Origin of the sequence: Pseudomonas sp. Irchel 3F6, from assembly GCF_900187595.1 — a bacterium.
Classification (GTDB): Bacteria; Pseudomonadota; Gammaproteobacteria; order Pseudomonadales; family Pseudomonadaceae; genus Aquipseudomonas; species Aquipseudomonas siliginis.
On the sequence record NZ_FYDP01000002.1, the window covers coordinates 943,090 to 969,741 of the forward strand.

The 26,652-nt window shown below is 60.4% G+C and carries 26 protein-coding genes and 1 pseudogene; 12 read left to right on the plus strand and 15 right to left on the minus strand.

Annotated features, from left to right (window positions below; translation table 11 throughout):
• Nucleotides 1-3: 3 nt before the first annotated feature.
• Genes CKW30_RS10415 through CKW30_RS10435 form a run of 5 tightly spaced genes read left to right on the plus strand, consistent with a single transcriptional unit; the run spans nt 4 to nt 4,618 of the window.
• Entirely contained in the window at nt 4-1,992 is a 1,989-nt protein-coding gene (locus CKW30_RS10415; protein ID WP_095180732.1) for a heme lyase CcmF/NrfE family subunit, read from the plus strand.
• Nucleotides 1,989-2,525 carry a DsbE family thiol:disulfide interchange protein gene (locus CKW30_RS10420; RefSeq protein ID WP_024012128.1) on the plus strand — a complete coding sequence of 179 codons (537 nt, stop codon included), beginning with the start codon at nt 1,989-1,991 and terminating at the stop codon, nt 2,523-2,525. Before CKW30_RS10415 ends, CKW30_RS10420 begins: the two co-directional genes overlap by 4 nt.
• On the plus strand, nt 2,522-2,992 hold the full coding sequence (locus tag CKW30_RS10425) for a cytochrome c-type biogenesis protein (protein WP_016771041.1): 471 nt from the start codon (nt 2,522-2,524) through the stop codon (nt 2,990-2,992). The genes CKW30_RS10420 and CKW30_RS10425 overlap by 4 nt, the downstream gene beginning before the upstream one ends.
• A complete protein-coding gene (ccmI, locus tag CKW30_RS10430; RefSeq protein WP_095180733.1) occupies nt 2,989-4,188 on the plus strand; it encodes a c-type cytochrome biogenesis protein CcmI in 1,200 nt (399 codons plus the stop codon). Before CKW30_RS10425 ends, ccmI begins: the two co-directional genes overlap by 4 nt.
• 25 nt (nt 4,189-4,213) lie before the next feature.
• A complete protein-coding gene (locus CKW30_RS10435) occupies nt 4,214-4,618 on the plus strand; it encodes a hypothetical protein (protein WP_016771039.1) in 405 nt (134 codons plus the stop codon).
• A gap of 45 nt (nt 4,619-4,663) precedes the next feature.
• Here CKW30_RS10435 and CKW30_RS10440 read toward each other — a convergent pair.
• A pseudogene (locus CKW30_RS10440) lies at nt 4,664-5,238 on the minus strand (PIN domain-containing protein).
• Entirely contained in the window at nt 5,235-5,702 is a 468-nt protein-coding gene (locus CKW30_RS10445) for a helix-turn-helix domain-containing protein (RefSeq protein WP_095180734.1), read from the minus strand. Before CKW30_RS10445 ends, CKW30_RS10440 begins: the two are co-directional and overlap by 4 nt.
• A gap of 183 nt (nt 5,703-5,885) precedes the next feature.
• Here CKW30_RS10445 and CKW30_RS10450 point away from each other — a divergent pair, with 183 nt between their 5' ends.
• Nucleotides 5,886-6,098, plus strand: a complete 213-nt coding sequence (locus CKW30_RS10450; protein ID WP_095180735.1) for a type II toxin-antitoxin system HicA family toxin — start codon at nt 5,886-5,888, stop codon at nt 6,096-6,098.
• The gene (locus tag CKW30_RS10455; RefSeq protein WP_016771035.1) at nt 6,098-6,502 is read left to right on the plus strand and encodes a type II toxin-antitoxin system HicB family antitoxin; all 405 of its coding nucleotides are present in this window, start codon (nt 6,098-6,100) and stop codon (nt 6,500-6,502) included. The genes CKW30_RS10450 and CKW30_RS10455 overlap by 1 nt, the downstream gene beginning before the upstream one ends.
• A gap of 112 nt (nt 6,503-6,614) precedes the next feature.
• Here the strand turns inward: CKW30_RS10455 and CKW30_RS10460 are convergent, their stop codons facing one another.
• The 9 genes from CKW30_RS10460 to gcl all read right to left on the minus strand — a co-directional run bounded on the left by CKW30_RS10460 (nt 6,615) and on the right by gcl (nt 17,705).
• Nucleotides 6,615-7,814, minus strand: coding sequence for an MFS transporter (locus CKW30_RS10460; RefSeq protein WP_095180736.1), 1,200 nt, complete (start codon nt 7,812-7,814; stop codon nt 6,615-6,617).
• A 167-nt stretch (nt 7,815-7,981) separates the two neighbouring features.
• On the minus strand, nt 7,982-8,980 hold the full coding sequence (locus CKW30_RS10465; protein WP_056783861.1) for a sulfate ABC transporter substrate-binding protein: 999 nt from the start codon (nt 8,978-8,980) through the stop codon (nt 7,982-7,984).
• Nucleotides 8,981-9,084: 104 nt separating this feature from the next.
• Nucleotides 9,085-9,909, minus strand: a complete 825-nt coding sequence (locus CKW30_RS10470; protein WP_041479613.1) for an ion transporter — start codon at nt 9,907-9,909, stop codon at nt 9,085-9,087.
• A gap of 21 nt (nt 9,910-9,930) precedes the next feature.
• Nucleotides 9,931-10,845 carry an urea transporter gene (locus tag CKW30_RS10475; protein ID WP_095180737.1) on the minus strand — a complete coding sequence of 305 codons (915 nt, stop codon included), beginning with the start codon at nt 10,843-10,845 and terminating at the stop codon, nt 9,931-9,933.
• Nucleotides 10,846-11,071: 226 nt separating this feature from the next.
• Entirely contained in the window at nt 11,072-12,487 is a 1,416-nt protein-coding gene (gene pyk / locus CKW30_RS10480; protein ID WP_095180738.1) for a pyruvate kinase, read from the minus strand.
• The gene (locus CKW30_RS10485; RefSeq protein WP_095180739.1) at nt 12,484-13,758 is read right to left on the minus strand and encodes a glycerate kinase; all 1,275 of its coding nucleotides are present in this window, start codon (nt 13,756-13,758) and stop codon (nt 12,484-12,486) included. Before CKW30_RS10485 ends, pyk begins: the two co-directional genes overlap by 4 nt.
• Nucleotides 13,759-13,912: 154 nt before the next feature.
• Nucleotides 13,913-14,806: a 2-hydroxy-3-oxopropionate reductase gene (locus tag CKW30_RS10490; protein WP_095180740.1), complete on the minus strand. Its 894-nt coding sequence runs from the start codon at nt 14,804-14,806 to the stop codon at nt 13,913-13,915.
• A 162-nt stretch (nt 14,807-14,968) separates the two neighbouring features.
• Nucleotides 14,969-15,751 carry a hydroxypyruvate isomerase gene (gene hyi, locus CKW30_RS10495; RefSeq protein WP_095180741.1) on the minus strand — a complete coding sequence of 261 codons (783 nt, stop codon included), beginning with the start codon at nt 15,749-15,751 and terminating at the stop codon, nt 14,969-14,971.
• A 178-nt stretch (nt 15,752-15,929) separates the two neighbouring features.
• Nucleotides 15,930-17,705: a glyoxylate carboligase gene (gene gcl / locus CKW30_RS10500; RefSeq protein ID WP_041479607.1), complete on the minus strand. Its 1,776-nt coding sequence runs from the start codon at nt 17,703-17,705 to the stop codon at nt 15,930-15,932.
• 268 nt (nt 17,706-17,973) lie between these two features.
• Here gcl and CKW30_RS10505 point away from each other — a divergent pair, with 268 nt between their 5' ends.
• Nucleotides 17,974-18,414 carry a heme-binding protein gene (locus CKW30_RS10505; RefSeq protein WP_095180742.1) on the plus strand — a complete coding sequence of 147 codons (441 nt, stop codon included), beginning with the start codon at nt 17,974-17,976 and terminating at the stop codon, nt 18,412-18,414.
• Nucleotides 18,415-18,626: 212 nt separating this feature from the next.
• Nucleotides 18,627-19,085: a transposase gene (locus CKW30_RS10510; protein ID WP_056783876.1), complete on the plus strand. Its 459-nt coding sequence runs from the start codon at nt 18,627-18,629 to the stop codon at nt 19,083-19,085.
• 128 nt (nt 19,086-19,213) lie between these two features.
• Here CKW30_RS10510 and CKW30_RS10515 read toward each other — a convergent pair whose 3' ends face one another.
• On the minus strand, nt 19,214-19,822 hold the full coding sequence (locus CKW30_RS10515) for a TetR/AcrR family transcriptional regulator (protein ID WP_041479604.1): 609 nt from the start codon (nt 19,820-19,822) through the stop codon (nt 19,214-19,216).
• 135 nt (nt 19,823-19,957) lie between these two features.
• On the opposite strand from CKW30_RS10515, the gene CKW30_RS10520 reads away from it, so the two are divergent.
• Complete coding sequence (locus CKW30_RS10520; RefSeq protein ID WP_095180743.1) at nt 19,958-20,872, plus strand: DUF808 domain-containing protein; 915 nt, start codon at nt 19,958-19,960, stop codon at nt 20,870-20,872.
• 127 nt (nt 20,873-20,999) lie between these two features.
• Here CKW30_RS10520 and CKW30_RS10525 read toward each other — a convergent pair whose 3' ends face one another.
• A complete protein-coding gene (locus tag CKW30_RS10525; protein ID WP_041479602.1) occupies nt 21,000-21,788 on the minus strand; it encodes a VacJ family lipoprotein in 789 nt (262 codons plus the stop codon).
• Nucleotides 21,781-23,079 (minus strand): serine protein kinase PrkA, encoded by a 1,299-nt coding sequence (locus tag CKW30_RS10530; protein ID WP_024012145.1) that lies wholly within the window; start codon nt 23,077-23,079, stop codon nt 21,781-21,783. The genes CKW30_RS10525 and CKW30_RS10530 overlap by 8 nt, the downstream gene beginning before the upstream one ends.
• A gap of 224 nt (nt 23,080-23,303) precedes the next feature.
• Here CKW30_RS10530 and CKW30_RS10535 point away from each other — a divergent pair, with 224 nt between their 5' ends.
• Complete coding sequence (locus CKW30_RS10535) at nt 23,304-23,672, plus strand: hypothetical protein (RefSeq protein WP_095180744.1); 369 nt, start codon at nt 23,304-23,306, stop codon at nt 23,670-23,672.
• A 120-nt stretch (nt 23,673-23,792) separates the two neighbouring features.
• Here the strand turns inward: CKW30_RS10535 and CKW30_RS10540 are convergent, their stop codons facing one another.
• Nucleotides 23,793-25,388 (minus strand): beta (1-6) glucans synthase, encoded by a 1,596-nt coding sequence (locus CKW30_RS10540; RefSeq protein ID WP_095180745.1) that lies wholly within the window; start codon nt 25,386-25,388, stop codon nt 23,793-23,795.
• A gap of 297 nt (nt 25,389-25,685) precedes the next feature.
• Between CKW30_RS10540 and CKW30_RS10550 the strand changes: the two genes are divergently transcribed.
• Nucleotides 25,686-26,537, plus strand: coding sequence for a glycine betaine ABC transporter substrate-binding protein (locus tag CKW30_RS10550; RefSeq protein ID WP_095180746.1), 852 nt, complete (start codon nt 25,686-25,688; stop codon nt 26,535-26,537).
• The last annotated feature ends 115 nt before the right edge of the window (nt 26,538-26,652 follow it).

Consider the following 26,652-nt stretch of genomic DNA (forward strand, 5'->3'; position numbering starts at 1 on the left):
TCGATGGCTGCTGCACTGTTTATTCCCGAGCTGGGCCATTTGGCGATGATCCTCGCCCTGTGTTTTGCACTGGTCCAAGCGCTGGTGCCGATGCTCGGCGCGTGGCGCGGTGACCGCTTGTGGATGAGCCTGGCGCAACCGGCGGCGTGGGGCCAGTTTGCCTTTCTGCTGTTTGCCTTTGGCTGCCTGACCTATGCGTTCATGACCGACGATTTCTCGGTCGGCTACGTGGCGATGAACTCCAACAGCGCGCTGCCGTGGTACTACAAATTCAGCGCAGTGTGGGGTGCCCACGAAGGTTCGCTGCTGCTGTGGGCGTTGATCCTCGGCGGCTGGACCTTCGCCGTGTCGGTGTTCTCCCGGCAGTTGCCACAAGTCATGCTCGCCCGGGTACTGGCGGTGATGGGCATGATCAGCACCGGTTTCCTGCTGTTCCTGATTCTTACCTCGAACCCGTTTTCGCGGATCCTGCCGCAGATTCCCGCCGACGGTCGCGACCTCAATCCTTTGCTGCAGGACATTGGCCTGATCGTGCATCCGCCGATGCTGTACATGGGTTACGTCGGTTTCTCGGTGGCCTTCGCATTTGCCATCGCCGCGCTGCTCGGCGGGCGTCTCGATGCGGCATGGGCGCGCTGGTCGCGGCCATGGACCATCGTCGCCTGGGCCTTCCTCGGGATCGGCATCACCCTCGGTTCGTGGTGGGCGTATTACGAACTCGGCTGGGGCGGCTGGTGGTTCTGGGACCCGGTGGAAAATGCCTCGTTCATGCCATGGCTGGTCGGCACCGCGTTGATTCACTCGTTGGCGGTCACCGAGAAACGCGGCGTGTTCAAGAGCTGGACGGTGTTGCTGGCGATTGCCGCTTTTTCGTTGAGCCTGCTCGGCACCTTCCTCGTCCGCTCGGGCGTGCTGACTTCGGTGCATGCCTTCGCTTCGGATCCCGAGCGCGGTGTGTTCATCCTGATTTTCCTGCTGTTCGTGGTGGGCGGTTCGCTGACCCTTTTCGCCCTGCGCGCGCCAGTGGTGAAAAGTCAGGTCGGGTTCAATCTTTGGTCACGGGAAACCTTGCTGCTGGGCAACAACCTGGTGCTGGTCGTCGCTGCATCGATGATCCTGCTTGGGACCTTGTATCCGCTGATTCTTGATGCCATCAGCGGCGCCAAGCTGTCGGTCGGCCCACCATACTTCAATGCGTTGTTCATTCCGTTGATGGCGTTGCTGATGCTGGTCATGGCGATCGGCGTGATCGTGCGCTGGAAGGACACGCCAGTGAAATGGCTGGCGAGCATGCTCACTCCGGTGCTGCTCGGCAGCGTCGCATTGGCCGTGGTGGCCGGCGTGGCTTATGGCGATTTCAACTGGGCAGTGATCGCGACGTTCCTGCTGGCGGCGTGGGTGTTGCTTGCCGGTGTGCGCGATCTGTTCGACAAGACTCGGCACAAAGGCCTGATCAAAGGTTTGCCGACGCTGACCCGCAGCTATTGGGGCATGCAGATCGCCCACCTCGGCATCGCCGTGTGCGCGCTGGGCGTGGTGTTGTCGAGCCAGAACAGTGCCGAACGCGACCTGCGTCTGGCGCCGGGCGAGTCGATGGATCTGGCCGGCTATCAATTCGTCTTCGAGGGCGCCAAGCATTTCGAAGGGCCGAATTTCACCTCGGACAAAGGCACCATCCGCGTCATTCGCGACGGCGAGGAAATCAGCGTACTGCACCCGGAAAAACGTCTGTACACCGTGCAGAACTCGGTGATGACCGAAGCCGGGATCGATGCCGGTTTCACTCGCGATCTCTACGTCGCCCTCGGCGAGCCGCTGGATAACGGCGCCTGGGCCGTGCGCGTTCACGTCAAACCGTTCGTGCGCTGGATCTGGTTCGGCGGCTTGCTCACCGGATTGGGTGGTGTGCTGGCGGCGCTGGATCGGCGTTATCGGGTCAAGGTGAAAAGCAAAGTGCGCGAAGCGCTGGGCATGACGGGAGCGGCGGCATGAGGCGTTGGTTGATGTTGTTGCCGTTGGCGATTTTTCTGCTGGTGGCGGTGTTTCTCTATCGCGGCTTGTACCTGGATCCGGCGGAGCTGCCGTCGGCGATGATCGACAAGCCGTTCCCGGAGTTTTCCCTGCCAAGTGTGCAGGGTGACAAGACGCTGACCAAGGCCGACATTCTCGGCAAACCGGCGCTGGTCAATGTCTGGGGCACTTGGTGCATTTCCTGCCGGGTCGAGCATCCGGTGCTGAACAAACTTGCCGAGCGCGGCGTGGTGATCTACGGCATCAACTACAAGGACACCAATGCCGACGCCTTGAAATGGCTGGCCGAGTTTCACAATCCGTATGCGCTGGATATTCGTGACGACGAGGGTTCGCTGGGCCTCAACCTCGGTGTCTACGGCGCGCCGGAAACCTTCTTTATCGACGCCAAAGGCATCATCCGCGACAAGTTCGTCGGGGTGATCGACGAGCAGGTCTGGCGCGAAAAACTCGCGGCCAAGTATCAGGCGCTGGTCGATGAGGCCAAGCCATGAAGCGTTTTCTCGCTGCGGTCGTGTTGGGTTTGAGCCTGGCCGGTGTCGCCCATGCGGCCATCGACACCTACGAATTTGCCAAAGAGGGCGACCGTGAGCGTTTCCGCGAACTGACCAAGGAACTGCGCTGCCCCAAGTGCCAGAACCAGGACATTGCCGACTCCAACGCGCCGATCGCCGCCGACCTGCGCAAAGAGATTTTCCGCATGCTCGGCGAGGGCAAGGACAATCAGCAGATCATCGACTTCATGGTCGATCGCTACGGTGATTTCGTCCGCTACAAACCGGCGCTCAATGCCAAGACCGCGCTGCTGTGGTTCGGCCCGGCCGGGCTGCTGCTCGGTGGTTTCGTGGTGATCGCGCTGATCGTGCGCAGGCGTCGCGGGCAACGCGCCGAAACGCCGTCATCGCTGTCTGCCGAAGAACGTCAGCGCCTCGACCAACTGTTGGATAAAAACCAAGAATGATTGATTTCTGGCTCGCCGCAGGGCTGTTGCTTCTGGTCGCCCTGAGTTTTCTGCTGATCCCGGTACTGCGCGAACGCCGCGCCCAGCGGGAAGAAGATCGCACCGCGTTGAACGTCGCGCTGTACCAGGAACGGGTTGCCGAGCTGCAAGCGCAGCAGGCCGAAGGCGTGCTCGACGCCGCGCAACTGGACAGCGGCCGCGCAGAAGCCGCGCGTGAATTGCTCGCTGACACCGAAGGCGTCACCGCACCACGTGTCTCGCGCCTGGGCAAGCCGTTGCCGCTGCTGGCCGCCGTGTTGGTACCGGTGCTGGGTCTCGGTCTGTACCTGCATTTCGGCGCCGCCGACAAGGTCGAACTGACCCGTGAATTCGCTCAGGCACCGCAGTCGATGGAAGAGATGACCCAGCGTCTGGAACGTGCGGTCGCCGCACAACCGGATTCCGCTGAAGGTCTGTATTTCCTCGGCCGTACCTACATGGCTCAGGACCGTCCGGCAGACGCGGCGAAGATGTTCGAACGCGCCGCCAACCTCGCCGGTCGCCAGCCGGAACTGCTCGGCCAGTGGGCGCAGGCGCAGTATTTTGCTGACGGTAAAAAGTGGTCGGAGCAGATTCAGAAATTGACCGACGAAGCGCTGAAGGCCGATCCGAAGGAAGTTACCAGCCTCGGCCTGCTCGGCATCGCCGCGTTCGAAGGCGAGCGTTATCAGGAGGCCATCGACTACTGGAATCGCCTGCTCGCGCAACTGCCGCCGGATGACAACTCTCGCGCTGCGCTGCAAGGCGGCATCGAGCGTGCCGCCGAACGCTTGAAAGCCAGCGGCGGCAAAGTTGCCCAGGCACAGGCGCCGAAAGCGGCATTGCTGACAGTCAGCGTTGATCTGGCCAGCGAACTCAGGAGCAAGGTGCAACCGGGCGACAGCGTGTTCATCTTCGCCCGCGCCACTTCTGGCCCACCGGCGCCGCTGGCGGCCAAACGCCTGACCGTCGCCGACCTGCCGGTAACCGTCGAACTGGGCGATGCCGACGCGATGATGCCGCAGTTGAAACTGTCCAACTTCCCTGAAGTCCAACTGGTTGCGCGCATCTCACGGGCCGGTCAACCGACTGCCGGTGAGTGGATCGGTCGCAGCGGCCCAGTGGCCAGCAGCACCACCGCGCCACAAAAACTGACTATCGACAGCCCGGACAAGTAACCGGACCCAACAGGAAAGCACCGCCATGCACACCATCGCCCGCATCACAGTCCTCACACTGGCCCTGGGCTTGAGTGCATGTGCGGTACAACGCCCGGAACCGACCACCAGCCTGCCGCCAATCCCGCCCTCGCAGCCAAGCCCGACCCCGTCGACCTCGCCGAGCCCCGGCAAGAGCATCCCGGCCAAACCCGCCAAGCCCGTGCCCCGCACCTCGGCCAGCTTCGCCCCGCCACCGGGCGGCAACAGCCACTGGGACCAGAAACTCGGCGTCTACGTGCTCGACGACCAGACCAACACCTTCTACCGCCAGCGCACCTACTACCGCTGGAACAACGGCTGGAGCCGCTCGGTCAGCCCCAACGGCCCGTGGGAAGACACCAACATCCACGGCGTCCCGCCGGGGTTGGGCAAGAAGTTCGGGCAGTAAGAGAAACGGCGATCCTGGGATCGCCGTTTTTTTTGCGTCTGATTTTCAGAGAATCGCACGATAGTTACCTAACGCCTTTACCGACTCGACCAATCCTTGCCGTTGGAGAAAGCCAAGATATTTGTCCACCTCCACATTGGGCGTTTTCAATTGCCGTCGCTGGCTTTGAGCCGCAGCGACGACGGCAGCCGAATCAAGATGGAAAAGATTTTCCACAAACTCATCCGGGTGCTGAGCTTCAATGCCGTATGTCGCGAGGTGACGGGTGGGGAAATCTTTCAGGTTGAACGTCACTATTACATCGGCACCGCATCGGATAGCGGCCGCCAGAACATGGCGATCGTTCTCATCAGGCAGTGTCAGGCCTGACACCAAGTCTTCATAGCCATCGATACACGCGTCTGGAATGGCCAGGCCCATCAATTGCGATGTGCGATCGAGTTGTTCGAGGGTCAGGTCGGACCTGTTCTTCAATAAGTTACGCTTCCATTCGTGGTGTATTTCCTGAGTCCAGCGAGCCCGATACACCCTGACAGTGCGAGCCACATCAGGAAATCTCTTAGAGGGGCCGGATATAAAACGCATGCATCGTATACAGCAGTGAAAGAGGAATGCCTCACTCGTATCCTGTCCTTAGCGCCTGTGCCTGCTCCGCGAGAAGCATCATTGCCTGCTCGCTGGCGGTGTCTCGCCGGGTTTTATATTCCATCAGATCAGCAAAACGCACACGTCGGTGCTTGCCTGTTTTGTGGTAGGAAATCTCACCGCTCTCCAGCAGTTTGATCATGTGCGGACGTGAGACGTTGAGCAGATCGGCAGCTTCCTGCGTGGTCAGCTCCGCGTGGATCGGTACCACCTTCACAGCGTTGCCCTGCGCCAGCGCCGCGAGGATATCGCTCAGCAAGCGCAACGCCGATGTTGGCAGCTCGACGCTGTGGGCTTCGTTCTGTTCATCAAAAATCTGGATTCGCTGAGTTTCAAAACCGCTTGCGAGAAATGCGGTCAGGGCGCGCTGGCCTTCAATCGCGGCTTTGACCTCTCGTTCGACAGGCAGATTGATGGCAGATGGAGTAGCAGTGGTCATAAGACTGTTCCAGCATTGTAAGGAAGATCCGCGGACGTTATTCGAATCAAACGAAATTCGCAATAAACGAAACTGGTGCAGGAATACTTTGTAAAACAACCAACCGTCACCCCGTCCCATTCTGTGCTTGAGTAAAGATAACTCTAGAGTTATTTTTAATGGGCCAGGCCAAGGAGGCGGTTGGTGCAGAGCAGGCTATTGATGAAGGAGCTGGAGGAGGCGGGCTGGACGCTGGATCGGGTTGCGGGCAGTCATTACATCTTCACTCATCGTTACAACCCGGACACGATTGCCGTCCCGCATCCGAAAAAGGATTTACCGTTGGGGACAGTCAAAAGCATTCGGCGGCGCGCGGGGTTATTCAGCCCGCCAACCCGTCATGAAGGAGATCCGTAATGCAATATCCCATCTGCATCGAGTGGGGTGACGAGAACACTGCCATCGGCATTCAGATCCCCGATATTCCCGGCGCAGTCACGGCCGGGGACAGCTTTGAGGAGGCCTACAACGCGGCGGTGGAAGTGGCTCACCTCATGCTGCAGGAGATCGCGGCGGCCGGTCAGGCGATTCCGATGCCGACCTCGGCAGCGGCGCATCGCAATCATCCGGATTTTGCCGAGATGGGCTGGGGCATGCTGGAGCTGGATATCTCGCCGTACCTGGGCAAGACCGAAAAGGTCAACGTTACGCTGCCCGGCTATGTGATTCAGCGTATTGATCGCTATGTACGCGAGCATAACGTCAAAAGCCGCTCCTCGTTTCTGGCGGATGCGGCGATGGAGAAACTGGTTCGGTATTGACGGTCTGCGCAATTGTGGGAGCGAGCCTGCTCGCGAAGGCGTCAGGTCAGGCACTGATCTATGGCTGACACACCGCCTTCGCGAGCAGGCTCGCTCCCACTATGACATCGCGTCAGGACGCGACTTTTCGCTGCGCCAGCGCAGCGTTTTGCGATGCACTCAAAAACCGCAACAACGCCAGCAACGGAAAGACGCTGCCGACAATGACGATCCACAACCAGCCGCCATGCTCGTACACCGCGCTGGCCACCGACGAGCCGAACGCGCCGCCGATGAAGATGCTGGTCATGTACAGCGCGTTCAAACGGCCACGACTTTTCGCGTCCAGCGAGTACACCGCGCGTTGGCCGAGGACCATGTTCATCTGCACGCAGAAGTCCAGCACCACGCCGGTCACGGCCAGGCCGATGACGCTATAGGCCGGGTGAATGAAGGCGGGCAGGAAGCTCAGGCTGGCGAAGAGCATGGCCAGTAGCGAGGCGATGCGTGTGTGACCGGCATCAGCGAGGCGGCCGCTGATTGGCGCGGCGATGGCACCGATGGCGCCGACCAGGGCGAAGATGGCGATTTCGCTTTGCGACAGGCCATGGTTGCGTGCAAGTTCCAGTGGCACGGCGGTCCAGAACAGGCTGAACGTGGCAAACATGCAGCCCTGATAAAACGCCCGCTGACGCAGCACCGGTTGCTGGCGCAGCAGCGTCCACAGCGAGCCGATCAATTGGCCATAAGTAGCGCTGTGATCTGGCTGGCGCTTGGGCACGGTCAGCGCCAGCACCACGCTGATAGCCGCCATCAATGCTGCGGCGATCATGAACATGGCGCGCCAGCCGAGGTGATCGGCGACCACGCTCGACACCGGTCGCGCCAACAGAATACCCAGCAGCAAACCGCCCATGATCCCGCCCACCACGCGGCCACGGGACTCTTCCGGCGCCAGATGCGCGGCCAGCGGAATCAGGATCTGCACCGACACCGAGCTGAAGCCGACCAGCAGCGAGATCAGCAGAAATACGTTCGGCTGTTCATTGAACGCGGCGCCAAGCAGACTGGCGATCGCCACCAGCGTAGTGATGATCATCAGCCGACGGTTCTCCAGCAGATCCCCCAGCGGCACCAGAAAGAACAGGCCCAACGCGTAACCGATCTGCGTCAGCGAGACGATGAAACTGGCCATGGTGTCGGAGAGGCCGATGTCCGGCGCGATCAGGCCGATGATCGGCTGTGCGTAGTAGATGTTGGCAACGATGGCGCCGCAGCAGAACGCGAACAGCAGGACCATGCCTCGGGTCATTGCGTGAGGAGTGGTGGTCATAGGGGATCTCGGGTCGGGCACAGGAAAGGGCTGAGGCTAATGGACAACGTGGACTGGCAGAAGACGTTTTCGGATGATAACTGTTATTACGCAGTGTAATGAGCGGTATTGCCGCGCAACAAAAAGGCGACCCGGTGGGTCGCCTTTTGATTTTTTCAGATCAAGCCTTACTGCCCGCTATAAATCTGATCAAACACGCCACCATCATTGAAGTGGGTTTTCTGCACCGTGCGCCAGTCACCAAAGGTCTTCTCCACCGAAAGGAAGTCGACTTTCGGGAAACGGTCGGTGTACTTCGCCAGCACCGCCGGGTCACGCGGGCGCAGGTAGTTGGCCGCCGCAATTTCCTGACCTTCCGGCGACCACAGGTACTTCAGATACTCATCAGCCGCAGCGCGCGAGCCTTTCTTGTCGACCACTTTGTCGACCACCGAAACCGGTGGCTCGGCTTCCGCTGAGACGGTCGGGTAGATGACTTCGAACTGATCGCGACCGAACTCGCGGGCGATCATTTCCGCTTCGTTTTCGAAGGTCACCAGTACGTCGCCGATCTGGTTGGTCATGAACGTGGTGGTGGCGGCGCGGCCACCGGTGTCGAGCACCGGCGCCTGCTTGAACAGCTTGCCGACGAAGTCCTTGGCCTTGTTCTCGTCGCCACCGTTTTTCAGCACATAGCCCCAGGCTGACAGGTAGGTGTAGCGGCCGTTACCGGAAGTTTTCGGGTTCGGCACGATCACCTGTACGCCGTCCTTGAGCAGATCCGGCCAGTCTTTCAAAGCTTTCGGGTTGCCCTTGCGGACGATGAACACCGTCGCCGAGGTAAACGGTGCGCTGTTGTTCGGCAGGCGCGTGACCCAGTTGTCCGGCACCAGTTTGCCGTTGTCGGCGAGGGCGTTGATGTCGGTGGCCATGTTCATGGTAATGACGTCAGCCGGCAGGCCGTCGATCACCGAACGCGCCTGCTTGCTCGAGCCGCCGAAGGACATCTGCACGGTGATGTTTTCGTTGTGCTCGGCTTGCCAGTGCTTCTGGAACGCAGTGTTGTAGTCCTTGTAGAAATCGCGCATCACGTCGTAGGAAACGTTGAGCAGCGTTGGTGCGGCCTGAGCGATGTTGGCCAAGGCCAGGCCAGCGGCGAGAAGTGAGGCGCCAAAGAGTTTTTTCACTGCGCATTCCTTGTTCTGTGGGGGTGTTATGCCAAAAATGAAGCCATTTGCCAGCGACTATAACGGGCAGCGCATAGTCGCTTAAAGATTAAAAAGCTCTGTGCTTATTCCACTTTCTTGAACAGCTGACTGCCGCAGCGCGAACAGAACGCTGCGCTCTGCTCGTGGCTTTTTTTCTGGCAGCCCGGGCAGTCATGTTGCAGCTGTTCGCCGCGCATGGCGTTGGCCAGCTCTGCGGTAAAAATCCCCGTGGGCACGGCGATGATCGAGTAACCGGTGATCATCACCAGCGAGGAAATCACCTGGCCCAGCGGCGTCTTCGGCACGATGTCGCCGAAGCCCACAGTGGTCAAGGTCACGATGGCCCAATAGATGCCTTTGGGAATGCTGGTGAAGCCATGTTCCGGGCCTTCGATCACGTACATCAGCGTGCCGAACACCGTCACCAGCGTGCACACGCTGACCAGAAACACGACGATTTTCTGCTTGCTGCCACGCAGCGCCGACATCAGATAGTTGGCTTGCTTGAGATACGGGCTGAGCTTGAGCACACGGAAAATCCGCAGCATCCGAATGATGCGGATGATCAGCAGATACTGCGCATCGCTGTAATACAGGGCGAGGATGCCCGGCACGATCGCCAGCAGATCCACCAGGCCATAAAAGCTGAAGGCATAGCGCAGCGGCTTGGGCGAGCAGTACAGACGCAGGATGTATTCGCCGAGGAAGATCGCCGTGAAGCCCCACTCTATATAGGCCAGAACGTCGGCGTAATTACGGTGGATGCTGTCGATACTGTCGAGCATCACGATCACCAGACTGGCGAGGATGATCAACAGCAGAATGCCGTCGAAGCGACGCCCGGCCGGGGTGTCGCTCTGGAAAATCATGACGTAAAGCCGTTCGCGCCAATTGTTGCTGCTGTCCATGGATAACGCCTGAATCGAAGATCAGCGCAGCCTAGGGTGATTCTCCTCATGAGCGCAAGACTCATGCGCGAGCGAAGCTTTGCCAAGCATTTGAATGCCAGCCCGGATCAACCAGCAGGCGAGGATGAACGGCGCGGTCAGCGTGGCCAGCCCGAGGGCGGCAAACAGCGGCGTCACCAGCAGCGCCAGGACAATGGCGAGCAGCGGCAGCCACGGATTTTGTCGCTGAGCGCTGAAGGCGAGGGCGGCGAGTACAGCGTTGTAGCCACCGAGCCCGAGCAGTGCGGCGGACGTTTCGTGGTGCAGCAGACTCGAGCCGAGGCCGATCGCCGACGCCAGCAGCGCCCAGCAGAAAGCGCGGCGATCGGCGAGCAGCAAACCGCTGGCGATCAACGCCCCGGCCAATGGATGGTCGAGAAACATCACCTGGCCGAATCCGCGCAGTTCAGCGGCCAGCAGATTTGTCGTGTTCAGGTCGACCGATGCCGCCGGCGCGGACGGCTCGGCGAACATCAGCAGCACCCAGCTGAGCGCCACGAACGGCGAGGTATACGCCGGTATGGCGCGACTGCGGTACACGTGTTTGAGCCATTGCTGAGTAAGCATCGCGCTCAAGCCACCGGCTGCAAGAATCAACGACGGCAGCAGTGGCGACCAAGGGAAATACAGGCTCAGCAGCAGGCCGAGCAGCACGCCGTTGTAGCTGAACAACCCGGCCTGGCGATCGGCCTTGGCGTAGTTGCGCCGCTGCGCGGTGAGCAGACCGGCAACGCCACCGAGCAGCGCCCCGGCGAACAGCACCGGCGCGGTCAGCAGAATCGCCAACAGACACAGCAGGCCGCACAGCGGGTGGCGCTGAAAGAAAATCTGACTGAAACCGTTGAGCAAAGCCTCGGCCCAGTCGGGGCAGTGGGTGTTGAAGTGATTGGCAGGCATGTTGAGAAAATCTGGGCAGTTGGAACATCAAAAGGTCTTGCAAGTCCCTGTGGCGAGGGGATTTAGCGAAACGTCGCACCGCCCCGTTCGGCTGCGCAGCAGTCGTCGCTTTTAAGGGTGTGACGGTTTCCACAGAGAAACCGCATTCTCCGATTGGGGGCCGCTTCGCAGCCCAACGGGGATAAATCCCCTCGCCACAAGTTTATGCACCCACTTTTATGGGGGGTTAAATCAACGTCTCGATGCGCAGCGAATTGGTCGATCCCGGCTGCCCGAACGGCACGCCGGCGGTGATCAGCAGCGTGTCGCCACGCTCGGCCATGCCTTGCGCCTGAGCAATCTCCAGTGCGGTCGAGCAGACTTCGTCGACCTGACGCAGGCGATCGTTGACTACCGAATGAATGCCCCACGCCACGCTCAAGCGCCGCGCCGTTTGCAGGTTCGGCGTCAGATTGAGGATCGGTGCTTTCGGCCGTTCCCGCGATGCGCGCAACGTCGAGGCGCCGGACTCGCTGTAATTGACCAGCACCGCCACCGGCAGCACGTTGCTGATCCGGCGGATCGCACAGCTGATTGCATCGGAAACCGTCGCCTCGGCTTTCGGTCGGCTGACGTCAAGCTGGGTCTGATAATCCGGGCCGTTCTCAACTTGACGGATGATCTTGCTCATCATCTGCACGGCTTCCAGCGGGTATTCGCCGGACGCGGTTTCCGCCGAGAGCATCACCGCATCGGCGCCTTCGGCCACGGCGTTGGCGACGTCAGTCACCTCGGCACGGGTTGGGGCAGGGGAGAAGCGCATCGACTCGAGCATTTGCGTCGCCACCACCACCGGTTTGCCCAGCGCGCGGCAGGTGGTGATGATGTTTTTCTGAATCTGCGGCACGCTTTCCGCCGGCACTTCCACACCAAGATCGCCGCGCGCGACCATGATCGCGTCGCTCAACTCAGCAATCTCACGTAGTTGCTCGACCGCCGAAGGCTTCTCGATTTTCGCCATCAGAAACGCCTTGTCGCCGATCAATGCGCGGGCTTCGACAATGTCCTGCGGGCGCTGTACGAACGACAGCGCGACCCAGTCCACACCCAATTCCAGGCCGAAGCTCAAATCGCGGCGATCCTTGGCGGTCAGCGGGCTGAGGTCGAGCACCGCTTGCGGCACATTCACGCCTTTGCGATCGGACAGTTCGCCGCCGTTGAGCACGCTGGTGTCGATCGCATCGGCGTACTTGGTGACCACGCGCAGGCGCAGCTTGCCGTCGTCGAGCAGCAGGTCCATGCCCGCTTCCAGCGCGGCAATGATTTCCGGATGCGGCAGGTTGACCCGGCGCTCATCGCCCGGTGTCGCATCGAGATCCAAGCGGAACGCCTGACCGCGATGCAACTGCACCTTGCCGTCAGCGAACTTGCCCACACGCAGTTTCGGCCCTTGCAGGTCCATCAGAATGCCCAGCGGATAGTTGAGCTGGCGCTCGACTTCGCGGATCCATTGATAGCGCTTGGCGTGGTCGGCGTGATCGCCGTGGCTGAAGTTCAGGCGGAAGATGTTGACCCCGGCTTCGACCAGCTCGCGGATGTCGTCGATACCGTCGACCGCAGGGCCGAGGGTGGCGAGGATTTTGACCTTTTTATCAGGCGTCATGATTTGCAGTTCTCAAGGATCAGAATGGCGCGGAAGTCGTTGACGTTAGTGCGGGTCGGCTCGGTGATGATCAGCGCATCGAGCGCCTGGAAGTAGCCATAGCCGTTGTTGTTATCCAGCTCGTCGCTGGCGCTCAGACCCAGTGCGGCGGCGCGGGCGTAGCTGTCCGGGGTCATGATCGCGCCGGCGTTGTCTTCCGAGCCGTCGATGCCATCGGTGTCGCCGGCCAGCGCGTAGACGCCGGGCTGGCCCTTGAGGCTGTCGGTCAGGCTGAGGAGGAATTCGGCGTTACGCCCGCCACGGCCATTGCCGCGCACGGTTACCGTGGTCTCACCGCCAGAAAGAATCACGCACGGCGTCGCCAGTGGCTGGCCGTGATTGATGATCTGTCGGGCGATGCCGGCGTGGACTTTCGCCACTTCGCGGGATTCGCCTTCGAGGTCGCCGAGAATCAAGGTGCTGAAACCGGCCTGACGGCACTTCACCGCCGCCGCGTCCAGCGACTGCTGCGGGCGGGCGATCAACTGGAAATGACTGCGCGCCAGACTCGGATCGCCGGGTTTGACGGTTTCCGATTCCGGGCTTTGCAGCCAGGTACGCACGGAGGCGGGAATGTCGATGCCGTAGCGTTTGATGATCGCCAGTGCTTCGGCGGAAGTGCTCGGGTCGGCCACGGTCGGGCCGGAGGCAATGACGGTGGCGAGGTCGCCCGGCACATCGGAAATCGCGTAGGTGTAAACCGTCGCCGGCCAGCAGGCCTTGCCGAGGCGGCCGCCCTTGATCGCCGAGAGGTGCTTGCGCACGCAGTTCATCTCGCCGATGGTCGCGCCGGATTTGAGCAGGGCTTTGTTGATCGCCTGCTTGTCAGCGAGGGTAATGCCTTCGGCTGGCAGGGCGAGCAGGGCAGAGCCGCCGCCGGAGAGCAGGAAGATCACGCGGTCGTCTTCAGTGAGGTTGCTGACCAGCTCCAGCACGCGTTTGGCCACGGCCAGCCCGGCCGCATCCGGCACCGGGTGTGCGGCTTCGACCACTTCGATTTTTTCGCACGGGGCGCCGTGGCCGTAGCGGGTCACCACCAGGCCGGTGACTTCACCCTCCCAGCAGCGCTCGACCACTTGCGCCATGGCGGCAGCGGCTTTGCCGGCGCCGATGACGATCAACCGACCGGTGCGATCGGCAGGCAAATGGGCTTCGAGGACTTGGTTCGGATGGGCCGCGTCGATGGCTGTGGCAAACAGCTCGCGCAGCAGTTGTTGCGGATCGACCGACATGGCGGGCTCCCGGAATTCTTGTTATTCGAAAGGGCAACTCGGAACCCTTGTGGGAGCGAGCCTGCTCGCGAACGCGGCATGTCAGCCAACATGGATGTTGGATGTGAAGCCGCTTTCGCGAGCAGGCTCGCTCCCACAGGGTTTTGTGCAGGGTTTATTTTTTGTCGCGAATCGAGAAATTGGCCATGTGCTCCAGGCCCTTGATCAGCGCCGAGTGGTCCCAGTTGCTGCCGCCGATGGCCGCGCAGGTGCTGAATACCTGCTGGGCATTGGCGGTGTTCGGCAGGTTGATGTTCAGCTCCTTGGCGCCTTGCAGGGCCAGGTTCAGGTCCTTCTGGTGCAGGCTGATGCGGAAGCCCGGGTCGAAGGTGCCTTTGATCATGCGCTCGCCGTGCACTTCGAGGATCTTCGAAGAAGCGAAACCGCCCATCAGCGCTTCACGCACCTTGGCCGGATCGGCACCGTTTTTCGAGGCGAACAGCAGGGCTTCGGCTACGGCCTGGATGTTCAGCGCGACGATGATCTGGTTCGCCACTTTGGCGGTCTGGCCGTCGCCATTGCTACCAACCAGGGTGATGTTCTTGCCCATGGCCTGGAACAGCGGCAGGGCGCGTTCGAAGGCATCGGCGTCGCCACCGACCATGATGCTCAGGGTTGCGGCCTTGGCGCCGACTTCACCGCCGGAAACCGGAGCGTCGAGGTACTGCGCGCCTTTTTCGTTGATCTTCGCCGCGAAAGCTTTGGTGGCGGTCGGCGAAATCGAGCTCATGTCGATGACTACTTTGCCCTTGCCGATACCGGCCGCGACGCCGTCGGCGCGGAACAGCACGTCATCGACCTGCGGGGTATCCGGAACCATGACGATGATGAATTCGGCTTCCTGCGCCACTTCACGCGGATTGGCCAAGGCGACGGCGCCAGCGGCGACCAGATCGGCCGGGGCCGCGTCGTGGTGTTGCGACAGGAACAGGCTGTGACCGGCTTTCTGCAGGTTCGCCGCCATTGGGTGGCCCATGATGCCGGTGCCGATGAATCCGATTTTAGCCATGAGAAAATCCTCTTGTTTTTGTCGTGCTCAAGCAAATAGGGGAGCTGCTTTTCATGTGGGAGCGAGCCTGCTCGCGAATGCGGTGGAACATTCAATATCCGTGTTGACTGAACCACCGCATTCGCGAGCAGGCTCGCTCCCACAGGGGATTTGCTGTGTTTCTTAGATTGCGTTGTGTGATTTCAACCAACCCAGGCCCGCTTCGGTGGTGGTCAGCGGTTTGTACTCGCAACCGACCCAACCCTGATAACCGATGCGATCAAGGTGTTCGAACAGGAAGCGGTAGTTGATCTCACCGGTGCCCGGCTCGTTGCGCCCCGGGTTGTCCGCGAGTTGCACGTGGTTGATCTCGCCCAGGTGCGATTGCAGGGTGCGGGCCAGATCGCCTTCCATGATTTGCATGTGATAGATGTCGTATTGCAGGAACAGATTGGCGCTGCCGACCTGCTCGCGAATCGACAGGGCCTGCGCCGTGTTGTTCAGGTAGAAACCGGGAATGTCGCGGGTGTTGATCGCTTCCATCACCAGTTTGATGCCCGCCGCTTGCAGCTTGTCGGCGGCGTATTTGAGGTTAGCGACAAAGGTCTTTTCCACAGTGGCATCGTCAACGCCTTGCGGGCGGATACCGGCCAGGCAGTTGACCTGGGTGTTGCCCAGCACTTGTGCGTAGGCGATCGCCAGATCGACCCCGGCGCGGAACTCTTCGACCCGATCCGGCAGGCAGGCGATGCCACGCTCGCCCTTGGCCCAGTCACCGGCCGGCAGGTTGAACAGCACTTGGGTCAGCCCGTTGGCCTCGAGTTTTGCCTTGATTTCAGCCGAGCTGAAGTCGTACGGGAACAGGTATTCCACGCCACTGAAACCGGCCTTGGCGGCGGCGTCGAAACGGGCAAGGAAATCCTGTTCGGTGAACAGCATGGACAGGTTGGCTGCGAAACGCGGCATGGTGGTCTCCTAAAAACTGATGAGGCACGGTAGGTCAGACTGAACGCGATCAGTCCCCTCTCCTTGGGGAGAGGGTTAGGGTGAGGGGGAATCCTGAGTCTGATCCCGATTGTGCGAACACCGCAAAACCTTTCCCTCACCCCAGCCCTCTCCCAGAGGGAGAGGGGGCTAAAAGCAATCAATCGAGCAACGAAATCGCCGTCGGCGCATCGTTGCCGACCAGTGCCAGGTCCTCGAACTCGTTGACCGCGTTGATCTCGGTACCCATGGAGATGTTGGTCACACGCTCCAGAATGATCTCGACGATCACCGGCACCTTGAACTCTTCGATCATCTGTTCGGCCTTGCGCAGGGCAGGGGCGATTTCCGACGGTTCGAACACACGCAGCGCCTTGCAGCCGAGGCCTTCGGCGACTGCGATGTGGTCAACCCCGTAACCGTTGAGTTCCGGCGCATTGAGGTTATCGAAGGACAGCTGCACGCAGTAGTCCATTTCGAACCCGCGCTGGGCCTGACGGATCAGGCCCAGGTACGAGTTGTTCACCACGACATGGATGTACGGCAGTTTGAACTGAGCGCCGACCGCCAGTTCTTCGATCATGAACTGGAAATCATAGTCCCCCGACAGGGCCACGACTTTGCGGCTCGGATCGGCCTTGACCACGCCCAGCGCCGCCGGAATGGTCCAGCCCAACGGGCCGGCCTGGCCACAGTTGATCCAGTGACGCGGCTTGTAGACGTGCAGGAACTGCGCGCCGGCAATCTGCGACAGACCAATGGTGCTGACGTAGCAGGTGTCCTTGCCGAACACCTGGTTCATTTCTTCGTAAACGCGCTGCGGCTTGACCGGCACGTTGTCGAAGTGGGTCTTGCGATGCAGGCTGGCCTTGCGCTGCTGGCAATCTTGCAGCCAGGCGCTGCGGTTCTTCAGCTTGCCGGCGGCTTGCCATTCACGGGCGACTTCGATGAACACGGTCAGCGCGGCAGCGGCGTCGGAAACGATGCCCAGATCCGGGGTGAACACGCGTCCAATCTGCGTGCCCTCGATGTCGACGTGAATGAACTTGCGGCCTTCGGTGTAGACATCCACCGAACCGGTGTGACGGTTGGCCCAACGGTTACCAATGCCCAGCACCACGTCGGATTTCAGCATGGTGGCGTTGCCGTAACGGTGCGAAGTCTGCAGACCGACCATGCCGACCATCAGCGGGTGATCGTCAGGGATGGTGCCCCAGCCCATCAGGGTCGGGATGACCGGAATGCCGGTCAGCTCGGCGAACTCGACCAGCAGGTCGCTGGCGTCGGCATTGATGATGCCGCCGCCGGCGACCAGCAATGGACGCTCGGCCTGATCCAGCAGCGCCAGAGCCTTCTCGACCTGCACGCGGGTCGCGGTCGGTTTGGCCAGTGGCAGCGGTTGGTAAGCGTCGATGTCGAATTCGATCTCGGCCATCTGCACGTCGAACGGCAGGTCGATCAGTACAGGGCCTGGACGACCGGAGCGCATTTCATAAAAGGCTTTCTGGAACGCGTAAGGCACCTGGCCCGGCTCCAGAACCGTGGTTGCCCACTTGGTCACTGGCTTGACGATGCTGGTGATGTCGACAGCCTGAAAATCTTCCTTGTGCATCCGGGCGCGGGGTGCCTGACCGGTAATGCAGAGGATTGGAATCGAGTCAGCCGAGGCGCTGTAGAGCCCGGTGACCATGTCGGTACCGGCCGGGCCGGACGTGCCGATGCACACGCCGATGTTGCCGGCCTTGGTGCGGGTGTAGCCCTCGGCCATGTGCGAGGCGCCTTCAACGTGGCGAGCAAGGACGTGATCGATGCCACCGACTTTCTGCAAGGCGGAGTACAGCGGGTTGATGGCAGCGCCCGGGATGCCAAAAGCGGTATCAACCCCTTCACGGCGCATCACCAGAACGGCGGCTTCGATTGCTCTCATTTTGCTCATGGTTTTGTGCCTCTTTACGTTTTGTAATTGTATACAAGTGGCTTTGCGCAGAGTGTATTCACGGCGGACGGCGCAGGTCAATCCATTTTCTCAAGCGGCTGTTTCATTCGTCGGAAGCCCGATGTGCTGTGGCTTTTCGTCGCATGTGGCGCTTTTCGAGAATTATTGTATACAAAAAAATAACCCATTGTGTTCTATTTGTGTCATCGGACTGCGGCACAAACGCGCAGTCCCACGACTTTCCCTATAACAAAATGAGGACGGCACCATGAGCGCTTTAACCTTGAAAGTCGCAGTCAACTTGGTCAGCGAAGCCATCAACGCAGGACGCGGCATCAACGCCGCACCGCTGACCATCGCGGTACTCGATACCGGCGGCCACCTGATCGCCCTGCAACGCGAAGACGGCGCCAGCCTGCTGCGCCCCGACATCGCCATCGGCAAAGCCTGGGGCGCCATCGCCCTGGGCAAAGGCTCACGCCTGCTCGCCCAGGACGCCCAGCAACGCCCGGCGTTTTTTTCTTCGTTGAACAGCATGGGGCAGGGCAGCGTTGTGCCGGCCCCGGGTGGCGTGTTGATTCGCAACCAGGCCGGTGAAGTGCTGGGCGCGATCGGGATCAGTGGGGATTTGTCGGATGTGGATGAGCAGGTGGCGATCAGAGCGGTGGAAGCGCTGGATATGAGGGCGGATGGCGGGGTGGTTGGTTGAATGTCAGTGTCTGAATAACCGCTTTCGCGAGCAGGCTCGCTCCCCCATGGGATCAGGGTTGGACACAAAATGTCTGAACACCTGAAGCCCACTGTGGGAGCGAGCCTGCTCGCGAATACGATCTGCGCTACACATCTTGCTAAAAGTCTGACGCTCCCTTTGCCATCTCCACGGCTAGCCTTCTCATGATCAACATATGAGAAGGCAACGGAATGCCGGGTTTATCTGCTTCACATCGCTTGCGCATCGGACGCTATTCAGAACACAACCGCATTTACCTTCTGACCGCCAATACCGCCGGGAGAGAACCCGTATTCAGCGATTTCTTCCTGGGCAGATTGCTTGTAAGCCAATTTCGGGCAGCTGAGGAAACGGGATTGGCCAATTCTCTGGCTTGGGTCGTAATGCCAGATCATTTTCATTGGCTGATTGAATTGAAGAGTGGCTCGCTCGGCGAATTGATGCAGCGAACTAAATCCCTCAGCACCAAAGCGGTAAAGCTTTCGACCGGTAGAAAGTCCAGCCTTTGGCAACCTGGCTTCCATGACCGGGCACTGCGTAAAGAGGAGAATCTGGTGAAGATGGCTCGGTATGTCATTGCCAACCCATTGCGGGCAGGGCTGGTCAAAAGCCTTGGCGACTATCCGTTGTGGGATTCGATCTGGTTATGAGTTGAGGTCTGCGGTGCAGCTATTCGCGAGCAGGCTCGCTCCCACAGTGGATCTGGGTTGGACACAAAATGTCTGGACACCACAACCCCTGTGGGAGCGAGCCTGCTCGCGAAGCGGTTCCCCCGATCTCACCGATCCGGCTCACACCCCTTCAACACCAACCGGATAATCGTCTGCGCCGCCGCTTCATAATCGGCTTCATCAAGCTTGTCTTTCCCGGTCACCGCGGAAATCTGCCAGTCGAAGTCGGCGTAGGTCTGGGTCGCGGCCCAGATGCTGAACATCAGGTGGTTGGGGTCGATCGGGGCGATCTGGCCGCGGTCGATCCAGCTCTGGATGCAGGCGATGTTGTGTTTGGCCTGGGCGTTGAGCTGCTCGACAAGATCAGCGCTCAGGTGCGGGGCGCCGTGCATGATTTCGCTGGCGAACACCTTGGAGGCGTAGGGCAGGTCGCGCGAGATGCGGATCTTCGAGCGGATGTAGCCGCTCAGCACTTCGCTCGGCACGCCGTCCGGGTTGAACGGGGTCGAGGCCTGCAGAATCGGCTCGATGATGCTTTCCAGCACCTCGCGATAGAGGTTTTCCTTGGATTTGAAGTAGTAGTAGACGTTGGGCTTGGGCAATCCCGCCTTGGCGGCGATGTCGCTGGTTTTGGTCGCCGCGAAGCCCTTGTCGGCAAACTCTTCGCTGGCGGCGCGCAGGATCAGTTCTTTGTTACGCTCGCGGATTGTGCTCATAAACCCGGTGGTTCCTTGCCTGTTCTGGCGGTGGCGCATGGTAGCACCGGCCTTGAGCGGCGCTCAACAATGCAGCCTGTGGCCGGCGGTCGCGTTATGCTTGGCAACATTCATACACAGAAGGAAACAGGATTCATGGCAGGAAGCAGTTTGCTGGTGCTGATCGATGACATCGCCACCGTTCTGGATGACGTTGCGTTGATGACCAAGATGGCCGCGAAGAAGACCGCCGGAGTGCTCGGTGATGATCTGGCGCTCAATGCCCAGCAGGTATCGGGCGTGCGCGCCGAGCGGGAAATTCCCGTGGTGTGGGCGGTGGCCAAGGGCTCGTTCGTCAACAAACTGATCCTCGTGCCGTCGGCGCTGGCAATCAGCGCCTTTGTGCCTTGGCTGGTGACGCCGCTGTTGATGGTCGGCGGCGCGTACCTGTGTTTCGAGGGTTTTGAAAAACTCGCGCACAAGTTTCTGCACAGCAAAGAGGAAGACGAGGCAGAACACGCACAGTTGACCGAAGCAGTGGCCGATCCGGCGACCGATCTGGTGGCGTACGAAAAGGACAAGATCAAAGGCGCGATCCGCACCGACTTCATTCTCTCGGCAGAAATCATCGCCATCACCCTCGGCACCGTGGCAGATGCCTCGCTGACTCAGCAAGTGGTCGTCATGTCCGGCATCGCCATTGTCATGACCGTGGGCGTTTACGGTTTGGTGGCGGGCATCGTCAAGCTCGACGATCTGGGGCTGTGGCTGACGCAGAAACCCGGGCAGATGGCGAAAAAGATCGGCGGCGGCATTCTCAGTGCCGCGCCGTACATGATGAAAACCCTGTCGGTGGTTGGCACGGCGGCGATGTTCCTGGTCGGCGGTGGCATCCTGACTCATGGCGTGCCGGTGCTGCATCACTGGATTGAAGGCATCGGCGCGGCAGCGGGCAGTGCCGGGTTCGCCGTGCCGATGCTGCTCAATGGTGTCGCGGGGATTATTGCCGGGGCTGTGGTGTTGGCCGTGGTTTCGGTCGTAGGCAAGCTCTGGAAAGCGCTGAAGGGTTAATCAGCAACACATAACAAATGTGGGAGCGAGCCTGCTCGCGAATGCGGTATTCCAGTCAATATCGATGTTGACTGAAACTCCGCGTTCGCGAGCAGGCTCGCTCCCACAGTGTTTTGCGCCAGCCGATTTACTCGGCGATCTGCAACTTGCGCGCTTCGGTATACACGTACCGCACTTTTTCGTACTCGAACGGCGAGTTCATCTGGCCGTAGCGGAAGCTGGTCTGGTAGCGCTTGTCGATCGCACGCAAGGCCCAGACTTCCGGGTGGTTGGAGCTGACTTCCGCGACGTTGAGGAAGTTGATCGCGGTGTCGGCGGTGTAATCCACGGCCAGACCTGCGGTGTCGCGGATGTTCGATGGGCCGAAGATCGGCAGTACGAAGTAGGCGCCGCCCGGTACGCCGTAGAAGCCCAGGGTCTGACCGAAGTCTTCGTTCTGGCGTGGCAGGCCCATGGCGGTGGCCGGGTCCCACAGGCCGGCGATGCCGATAGTGGTGTTGAGCAGCAGGCGCGCGGTGGTTTCCATCGAGCGCTGGCCCTTGAACTGCAACAGGCTGTTGACCAGGTTCGGCACGTCGCCAATGTTGTTGAAGAAGTTGCTCACCCCGGTACGCACAAAGCTTGGCGTGATGTAGCGATAGCCATCGACTACCGGCAGGAACACCCACTGGTCGAAGCGGTAGTTGAAGTGATAGACCCGGCGGTTCCACGATTCCAGCGGGTCATAGACGTTCAGCGCGTTGAGCGTCGAACGTTCGAACTCGCGCTGGTCCAGGCCCGGGTTGAACTTGAGTTTGGTCAGCGGCTGTTTGAAGCCATCGCTGTCGACCACCACCGGTGCATCGGCTTTACTGTTGTCGGCCTGGGCCACGCCTGCACAGAGGAACGCTGCAATCAGCAGGAGATATTTAGCCACGGAAGAACTCCAGCATGGCGTCGCTGTTGACGCGATAGTTAAGGTTGCCGCAGTGGCCGCCCAGTGGATAAACGGTCAGGCGATCACCGAAGGTTTTCCGCAGGAAGCCCAGGTCGCCAGGGCCGAGGATGACGTCGTCGGCGTTGTGCATGACGGCGATTTTCGGGCTGTCGTGCAGGTAATCCTTGAGCGCATACAGGCTGACCTGGTCGATCAGTTGCAGCAGGCTGCCGCCGTCGGTGCGCGCGCGCCACATCGGAATAACCTGCTCGGTGATGTAGCAGTCGAAGTCGCATTGCAGCGCACGCTTGAGGAACGGCGTGAGGCTGGTGCCTTCGGTGATCGGGAATTTCGGCGGGGTGATCAGGCCGCGACGGTTGACCAGGTCCGAGGTGTAGGCAATGTCGGCTGCCGAAAAGCGGAACGACGTGCCGATGAGCATGGCCATCTGTTCGTTGGTCAGGTGCTGTTTGGACTGCTGGAAGTCGTACAGCAGCGCATCGTTGAGGTCGATGTAGCCTTTCTGCTGGAAGTAGCGGGTCAGCTTGGTCAGTACCAGTTCGTAGAACGTGGTGCTGTTGTTGATGCCCTTGACCTCGGTCTGCACCAGTTTGTCGAGGTTGGTCACCGAGGTATAGAGGTTGACCGGCGGGTTGAGCAGCAGGACTTTCTTGAAGTTGAAGCTGCGGCGAGTCTCGTCCAGATGCGCGACGAACGCGGCATCAAGGGCGCCGAGGCTGTAGCCGGTCAGGTAATACTCGGTGACCGGCAGCTTCGGGTTCTGCGCCCGCACGGCCTGCATCACCCGATACATGTCTTCGGCATCTTCCTTGGTCACGCCCGGGGTGGCGAAACGCGAGGCGGCGCTGATGAAGTCGAAGCTCGTCGGCGAGGACAACTGCACGACGTGGTAGCCGGCCTTGTAATACAGCTTTTTCAGGTATTCGTTGAGCGTGCTGTCAAAGCGCGCGCCGGTGCCGGCAATCAGGAAGATCAGCGGCGCCGGTTTGTCCTGCGTGGCGATGCGGTAAGTGAGCTTCTTCACTGCCCAAAAATTGTCCGGCAGCTGGAATTCACGCTCCGGGCGCAGGGTGAGGCTGCGGTCCGTTTGATTGATGTCGTCGTCCAGCGGCAACTCCGGACGCAGATCCGGTGGTGTCGTGGCGATCGTCGCCTCGAACGGGTTGGTCAGCGGGTAGCCATAGCTGGCGGCGTCGATATCCACCGCCAGCGCGGACGCACTCAAGATAAGGCCGCTGAACAGCGCGGCGAAGCGCAAGGAACGGAGCATGACTAGATCCCTTAGAGGAAGGTGCCGATTGAAGTTCGCAGGCTATGACCACCGGCCGTGCGCCAAAGTGCCATGCTGCGGCACCAAACAGGCGGAATTCGGGGTAATAGTAGCTGGACGATACACGTTGCAAGGGCTCGCTGAACAGTTAACAGTTGTTAGTGCTTGCGAATGCCGGTCGGCAGATTAAGCTGGCCGCCGATTTCCGCAGATTGGAGTGCTCCATGTCCCGCCGCTTGCCCGTTATTGTGCTGCTCGTTTTGTTGCCGCTGTGGCTGGCCGGCAGTTATGCCGCGCGCTATGGCTTCATGGAAGACGGGCAGTGGGTGGGCATCTGTGTCGACGAGACCGGCCGTTGGGAATGCGTGGTGCGGTCGAACCTCGGGCTGATGATTCATTTCAAGGTGTTGGGCTGGGCGGCGGTGGGCGCGGCGGTATTGGCGTTTGTATTGCCGGGACGGACAGGGTGGTGGCTGGGGGTGCTGGCGCTGGTGTTCGGCCTGCCGGCGCTGGCGTTGTACAACACCACATTAGCGGTATTTGCGGTGGTGATTGCCGGGTTGCGCCTGGTCCGCGAGTCCCGCAGCGCCTGACAGTCAGTCATCGCGGGCAAGCCCGCTCCCACAGGGATTGAGGTGAACACAACATTTGTGTGCAGCAGAAATCCTGTGGGAGCTGGCTTGCCAGCGATGGCGATTTCGAAAGCGCTGAAATCAGGCCTTGCGAACCCGCAGACAGCGCCACAACGCCACCACCATCAATCCACTGACCAGCGCCCAGCCCCACGCCTGCTGATTCAGCATCCCTTCCTGATACAACTGCGGTGCAATCCCCGCGCCGACGATAAAGGTCAGCAGAGCAACCTCCCGACGCGGCACGCTCACCGGGCGGCACAGGTACACCAGCGCCGGCAGGACGAACGCCATGCTGGCGAAACTGCGATAGCGCGGGTCGAAGACCATTTCCAGCATCATCACCGCCGCGGCAAAACCGGCCACCGCGACCAGCCAGCCGGCGCGACGCTCGAGCAAATCGAATGCTCGCGCGCGCCAACCGCTGCGTGCGCTCAACGTCAGCGCGGCATGCGCGAGCACCAACAGATTCAACCCGGTCAGCAAGCCGACCCACAGCCATTCACCGGCAAATCGTGTGGTCAATCGAGCCAGATCGCCCCAAGCGCCAATCGAGCAAGCAGCGACAGCGCCCAGCAGCGGTAGCAGCAACGCCGAACGAGTGGTGCGCACGCATCCACCAAGGATCAGCGTGCCGAGGAAAATCAGAGCACCGACTGCCAGCCATTCTTTCCAGTACGGCACATTGCTCACCGGTCCGGTGAGCACGCCCTTGTCCTGTCGATCCGCATCGAACAGCCCCCAGTAGCCGCCGACCGCGCCTTCACTGCCGCGCTTCCACGGTTGATCAAAGGCTTCGATCAGGTTGTAGCGCCAGCCCTCCTGCTCGGCCATCGCCACGAATCCACGAATGAATTTCGCCTCGTTGACCCGGCTCGGCACGGCGGTTTCGCGCTGGCGGCCTTCGCTGGGCCAACCGGTTTCGCCGATCATCACGTCCTTGGGCGCGAACTTGTTGCCGAACACCTGACGCACATCCGCCACATGCCGCAGCGCCACGTCGATATTCGACGGATCGTCTTCCCAGTACGGCAGCAAGTGGATGGTCAGAAAATCCACAGCCGGCGCGACTTCCGGGTGCTTGAGCCAGAATTCCCAAACATCGGCGTAAGTCACCGGTTGCTTGACCTGGCTTTTTACCTTGTTGATCAGCCGGGCCAGTTGCGCGCCAGTGACCTCTTTGCGCAGCAGCGCTTCGTTGCCGACGATTACGGCGGTGACCACGTCGGGGTTGGCATTGGCCGATTTGATCAGCAGGTCGACTTCCTGCTCGGTATCGACGGGGTTGCTATTGACCCAGGCGCCGATCATCAACTTCAGACCGTGTTTGCGCGCCAGATCGGGCAGGGCGTCGAGGCCGGTCATCGAGTAGGTGCGGATGCATTCAAAGCGCGTCGCCAGCAGCGCGAGGTCGGCATCCATCCGCTCGGGGCGCAATTTGAACGGCACGTCGAACGGCGATTGGTCTTTGTCGAACGGTGTGTAGGAGGCGCATTGCAACTTGTGCGTCGGCGTCGCGGCGTCCGGCAGGATCACCGGTTGGCCGAGGCCATACCAGAAACCGCTAAGGGCCAACAGCCCGAGCAGGCAGGCGAACAGATAAGGCACAAAAGGAAATCGGTACGTTGCGGACATGGTCAGGCCGAGTGGCTGCAAAGCGACGCATGTTACCTGCATTTATAGAAGGGCTGGTGGCTTGCAGGCGTTGTCCATGCAAAGTTCGGGCGGATTGTCTGGCGTCAATTAATCTCGCTTGATTAATGGCTTTCTGATGTCGTTTCTCGCTGCCTTGAGGTCGCTGACAGAGCAGGTCGCCGGCCGCTTGAGGTTGATGATCAAACCATCAGTACCCTTTTTGAAAAATCGGCTGATGTTCGGTGTGTGAGGTCCGGCGTGATGGGGGCGCTGTGCACCATAACAATACGTTGACGATGCCCGGCATCCGTCGGGCGCAGCATTTCGGGGAAGTAAACGATGAAGATGCGACGACTTTTAGGCGCAGGTGCCGCTTTGGTGCTTGCGATGAGTTCCACTTTCGCCAACGCTGAAAAACAGACCCTGAACATCGGTTACGTTGACGGCTGGTCCGACAGCGTCGCGACCACCCACGTGGCGGCCGAAGTGATCAAACAGAAGCTCGGTTATGACGTGAAGCTGCAAGCCGTCGCCACCGGGATCATGTGGCAGGGCGTGGCCACCGGCAAACTCGATGCGATGCTCTCGGCCTGGCTACCCGTGACCCACGGTGACTATTGGACGAAAAACAAGGATCAGGTCGTCGATTACGGCCCGAACTTCAAGGACGCGAAGATCGGCCTGATCGTGCCGGAGTACGTCAAAGCCAAATCGATCGAAGACCTGAAAACCGACGATACCTTCAAAAACCGCATTGTTGGCATCGACGCCGGTTCAGGCGTAATGCTCAAGACCGATCAGGCGATCAAGGATTACGGCCTGGACAAATACAGCCTCAAGGCCAGTTCCGGCGCCGGCATGATTGCCGAGCTGACCCGCGCCGAGAAGAAGAACGAATCCATCGCCGTCACCGGTTGGGTGCCGCACTGGATGTTCGCCAAGTGGAAACTGCGCTTCCTCGACGACCCGAAAGGCGTGTATGGCCAGGCTGAAACCGTGAACAGCATCGGCAGCAAAGGCCTGGACGCCAAGGCGCCGGAAGTGGCCAAGTTCCTGAAAAACTTCCAGTGGGCCTCGAAAGACGAAATCGGCGAGGTCATGCTGGCGATTCAGGACGGTGCCAAGCCTGATGCAGCGGCCAAGGACTGGGTGGCCAAACACTCGGATCGTGTAGCTGACTGGACCAAATAATTTAAACACCGCCACACCCCTGTGGGAGCGAGCCTGCTCGCGAATGCAATCTGTCAGTTGATGCAATATCGACTGATACGACGCCTTCGCGAGCAGGCTCGCTCCCACAGTTTTT

Excerpts from the sequence above, each read along its gene's own strand:
- CKW30_RS10415 (WP_095180732.1), top strand. The coding sequence starts at position 4 with ATGGCTGCTGCACTGTTTATTCCCGAGCTGGGCCATTTGGCGATGATC.
- CKW30_RS10420 (WP_024012128.1), top strand. The coding sequence starts at position 1,989 with ATGAGGCGTTGGTTGATGTTGTTGCCGTTGGCGATTTTTCTGCTGGTG.
- CKW30_RS10425 (WP_016771041.1), top strand. The coding sequence starts at position 2,522 with ATGAAGCGTTTTCTCGCTGCGGTCGTGTTGGGTTTGAGCCTGGCCGGT.
- ccmI (WP_095180733.1), top strand. The coding sequence starts at position 2,989 with ATGATTGATTTCTGGCTCGCCGCAGGGCTGTTGCTTCTGGTCGCCCTG.
- CKW30_RS10435 (WP_016771039.1), top strand. The coding sequence starts at position 4,214 with ATGCACACCATCGCCCGCATCACAGTCCTCACACTGGCCCTGGGCTTG.
- CKW30_RS10445 (WP_095180734.1), bottom strand. The coding sequence starts at position 5,702 with ATGACCACTGCTACTCCATCTGCCATCAATCTGCCTGTCGAACGAGAG.
- CKW30_RS10455 (WP_016771035.1), top strand. The coding sequence starts at position 6,098 with ATGCAATATCCCATCTGCATCGAGTGGGGTGACGAGAACACTGCCATC.
- CKW30_RS10460 (WP_095180736.1), bottom strand. The coding sequence starts at position 7,814 with ATGACCACCACTCCTCACGCAATGACCCGAGGCATGGTCCTGCTGTTC.
- CKW30_RS10470 (WP_041479613.1), bottom strand. The coding sequence starts at position 9,909 with ATGGACAGCAGCAACAATTGGCGCGAACGGCTTTACGTCATGATTTTC.
- CKW30_RS10475 (WP_095180737.1), bottom strand. The coding sequence starts at position 10,845 with ATGCCTGCCAATCACTTCAACACCCACTGCCCCGACTGGGCCGAGGCT.
- pyk (WP_095180738.1), bottom strand. The coding sequence starts at position 12,487 with ATGACGCCTGATAAAAAGGTCAAAATCCTCGCCACCCTCGGCCCTGCG.
- CKW30_RS10485 (WP_095180739.1), bottom strand. The coding sequence starts at position 13,758 with ATGTCGGTCGATCCGCAACAACTGCTGCGCGAGCTGTTTGCCACAGCC.
- CKW30_RS10490 (WP_095180740.1), bottom strand. The coding sequence starts at position 14,806 with ATGGCTAAAATCGGATTCATCGGCACCGGCATCATGGGCCACCCAATG.
- hyi (WP_095180741.1), bottom strand. The coding sequence starts at position 15,751 with ATGCCGCGTTTCGCAGCCAACCTGTCCATGCTGTTCACCGAACAGGAT.
- gcl (WP_041479607.1), bottom strand. The coding sequence starts at position 17,705 with ATGAGCAAAATGAGAGCAATCGAAGCCGCCGTTCTGGTGATGCGCCGT.
- CKW30_RS10505 (WP_095180742.1), top strand. The coding sequence starts at position 17,974 with ATGAGCGCTTTAACCTTGAAAGTCGCAGTCAACTTGGTCAGCGAAGCC.
- CKW30_RS10510 (WP_056783876.1), top strand. The coding sequence starts at position 18,627 with ATGCCGGGTTTATCTGCTTCACATCGCTTGCGCATCGGACGCTATTCA.
- CKW30_RS10515 (WP_041479604.1), bottom strand. The coding sequence starts at position 19,822 with ATGAGCACAATCCGCGAGCGTAACAAAGAACTGATCCTGCGCGCCGCC.
- CKW30_RS10520 (WP_095180743.1), top strand. The coding sequence starts at position 19,958 with ATGGCAGGAAGCAGTTTGCTGGTGCTGATCGATGACATCGCCACCGTT.
- CKW30_RS10530 (WP_024012145.1), bottom strand. The coding sequence starts at position 23,079 with ATGCTCCGTTCCTTGCGCTTCGCCGCGCTGTTCAGCGGCCTTATCTTG.
- CKW30_RS10535 (WP_095180744.1), top strand. The coding sequence starts at position 23,304 with ATGTCCCGCCGCTTGCCCGTTATTGTGCTGCTCGTTTTGTTGCCGCTG.
- CKW30_RS10540 (WP_095180745.1), bottom strand. The coding sequence starts at position 25,388 with ATGCAGGTAACATGCGTCGCTTTGCAGCCACTCGGCCTGACCATGTCC.
- CKW30_RS10550 (WP_095180746.1), top strand. The coding sequence starts at position 25,686 with ATGAAGATGCGACGACTTTTAGGCGCAGGTGCCGCTTTGGTGCTTGCG.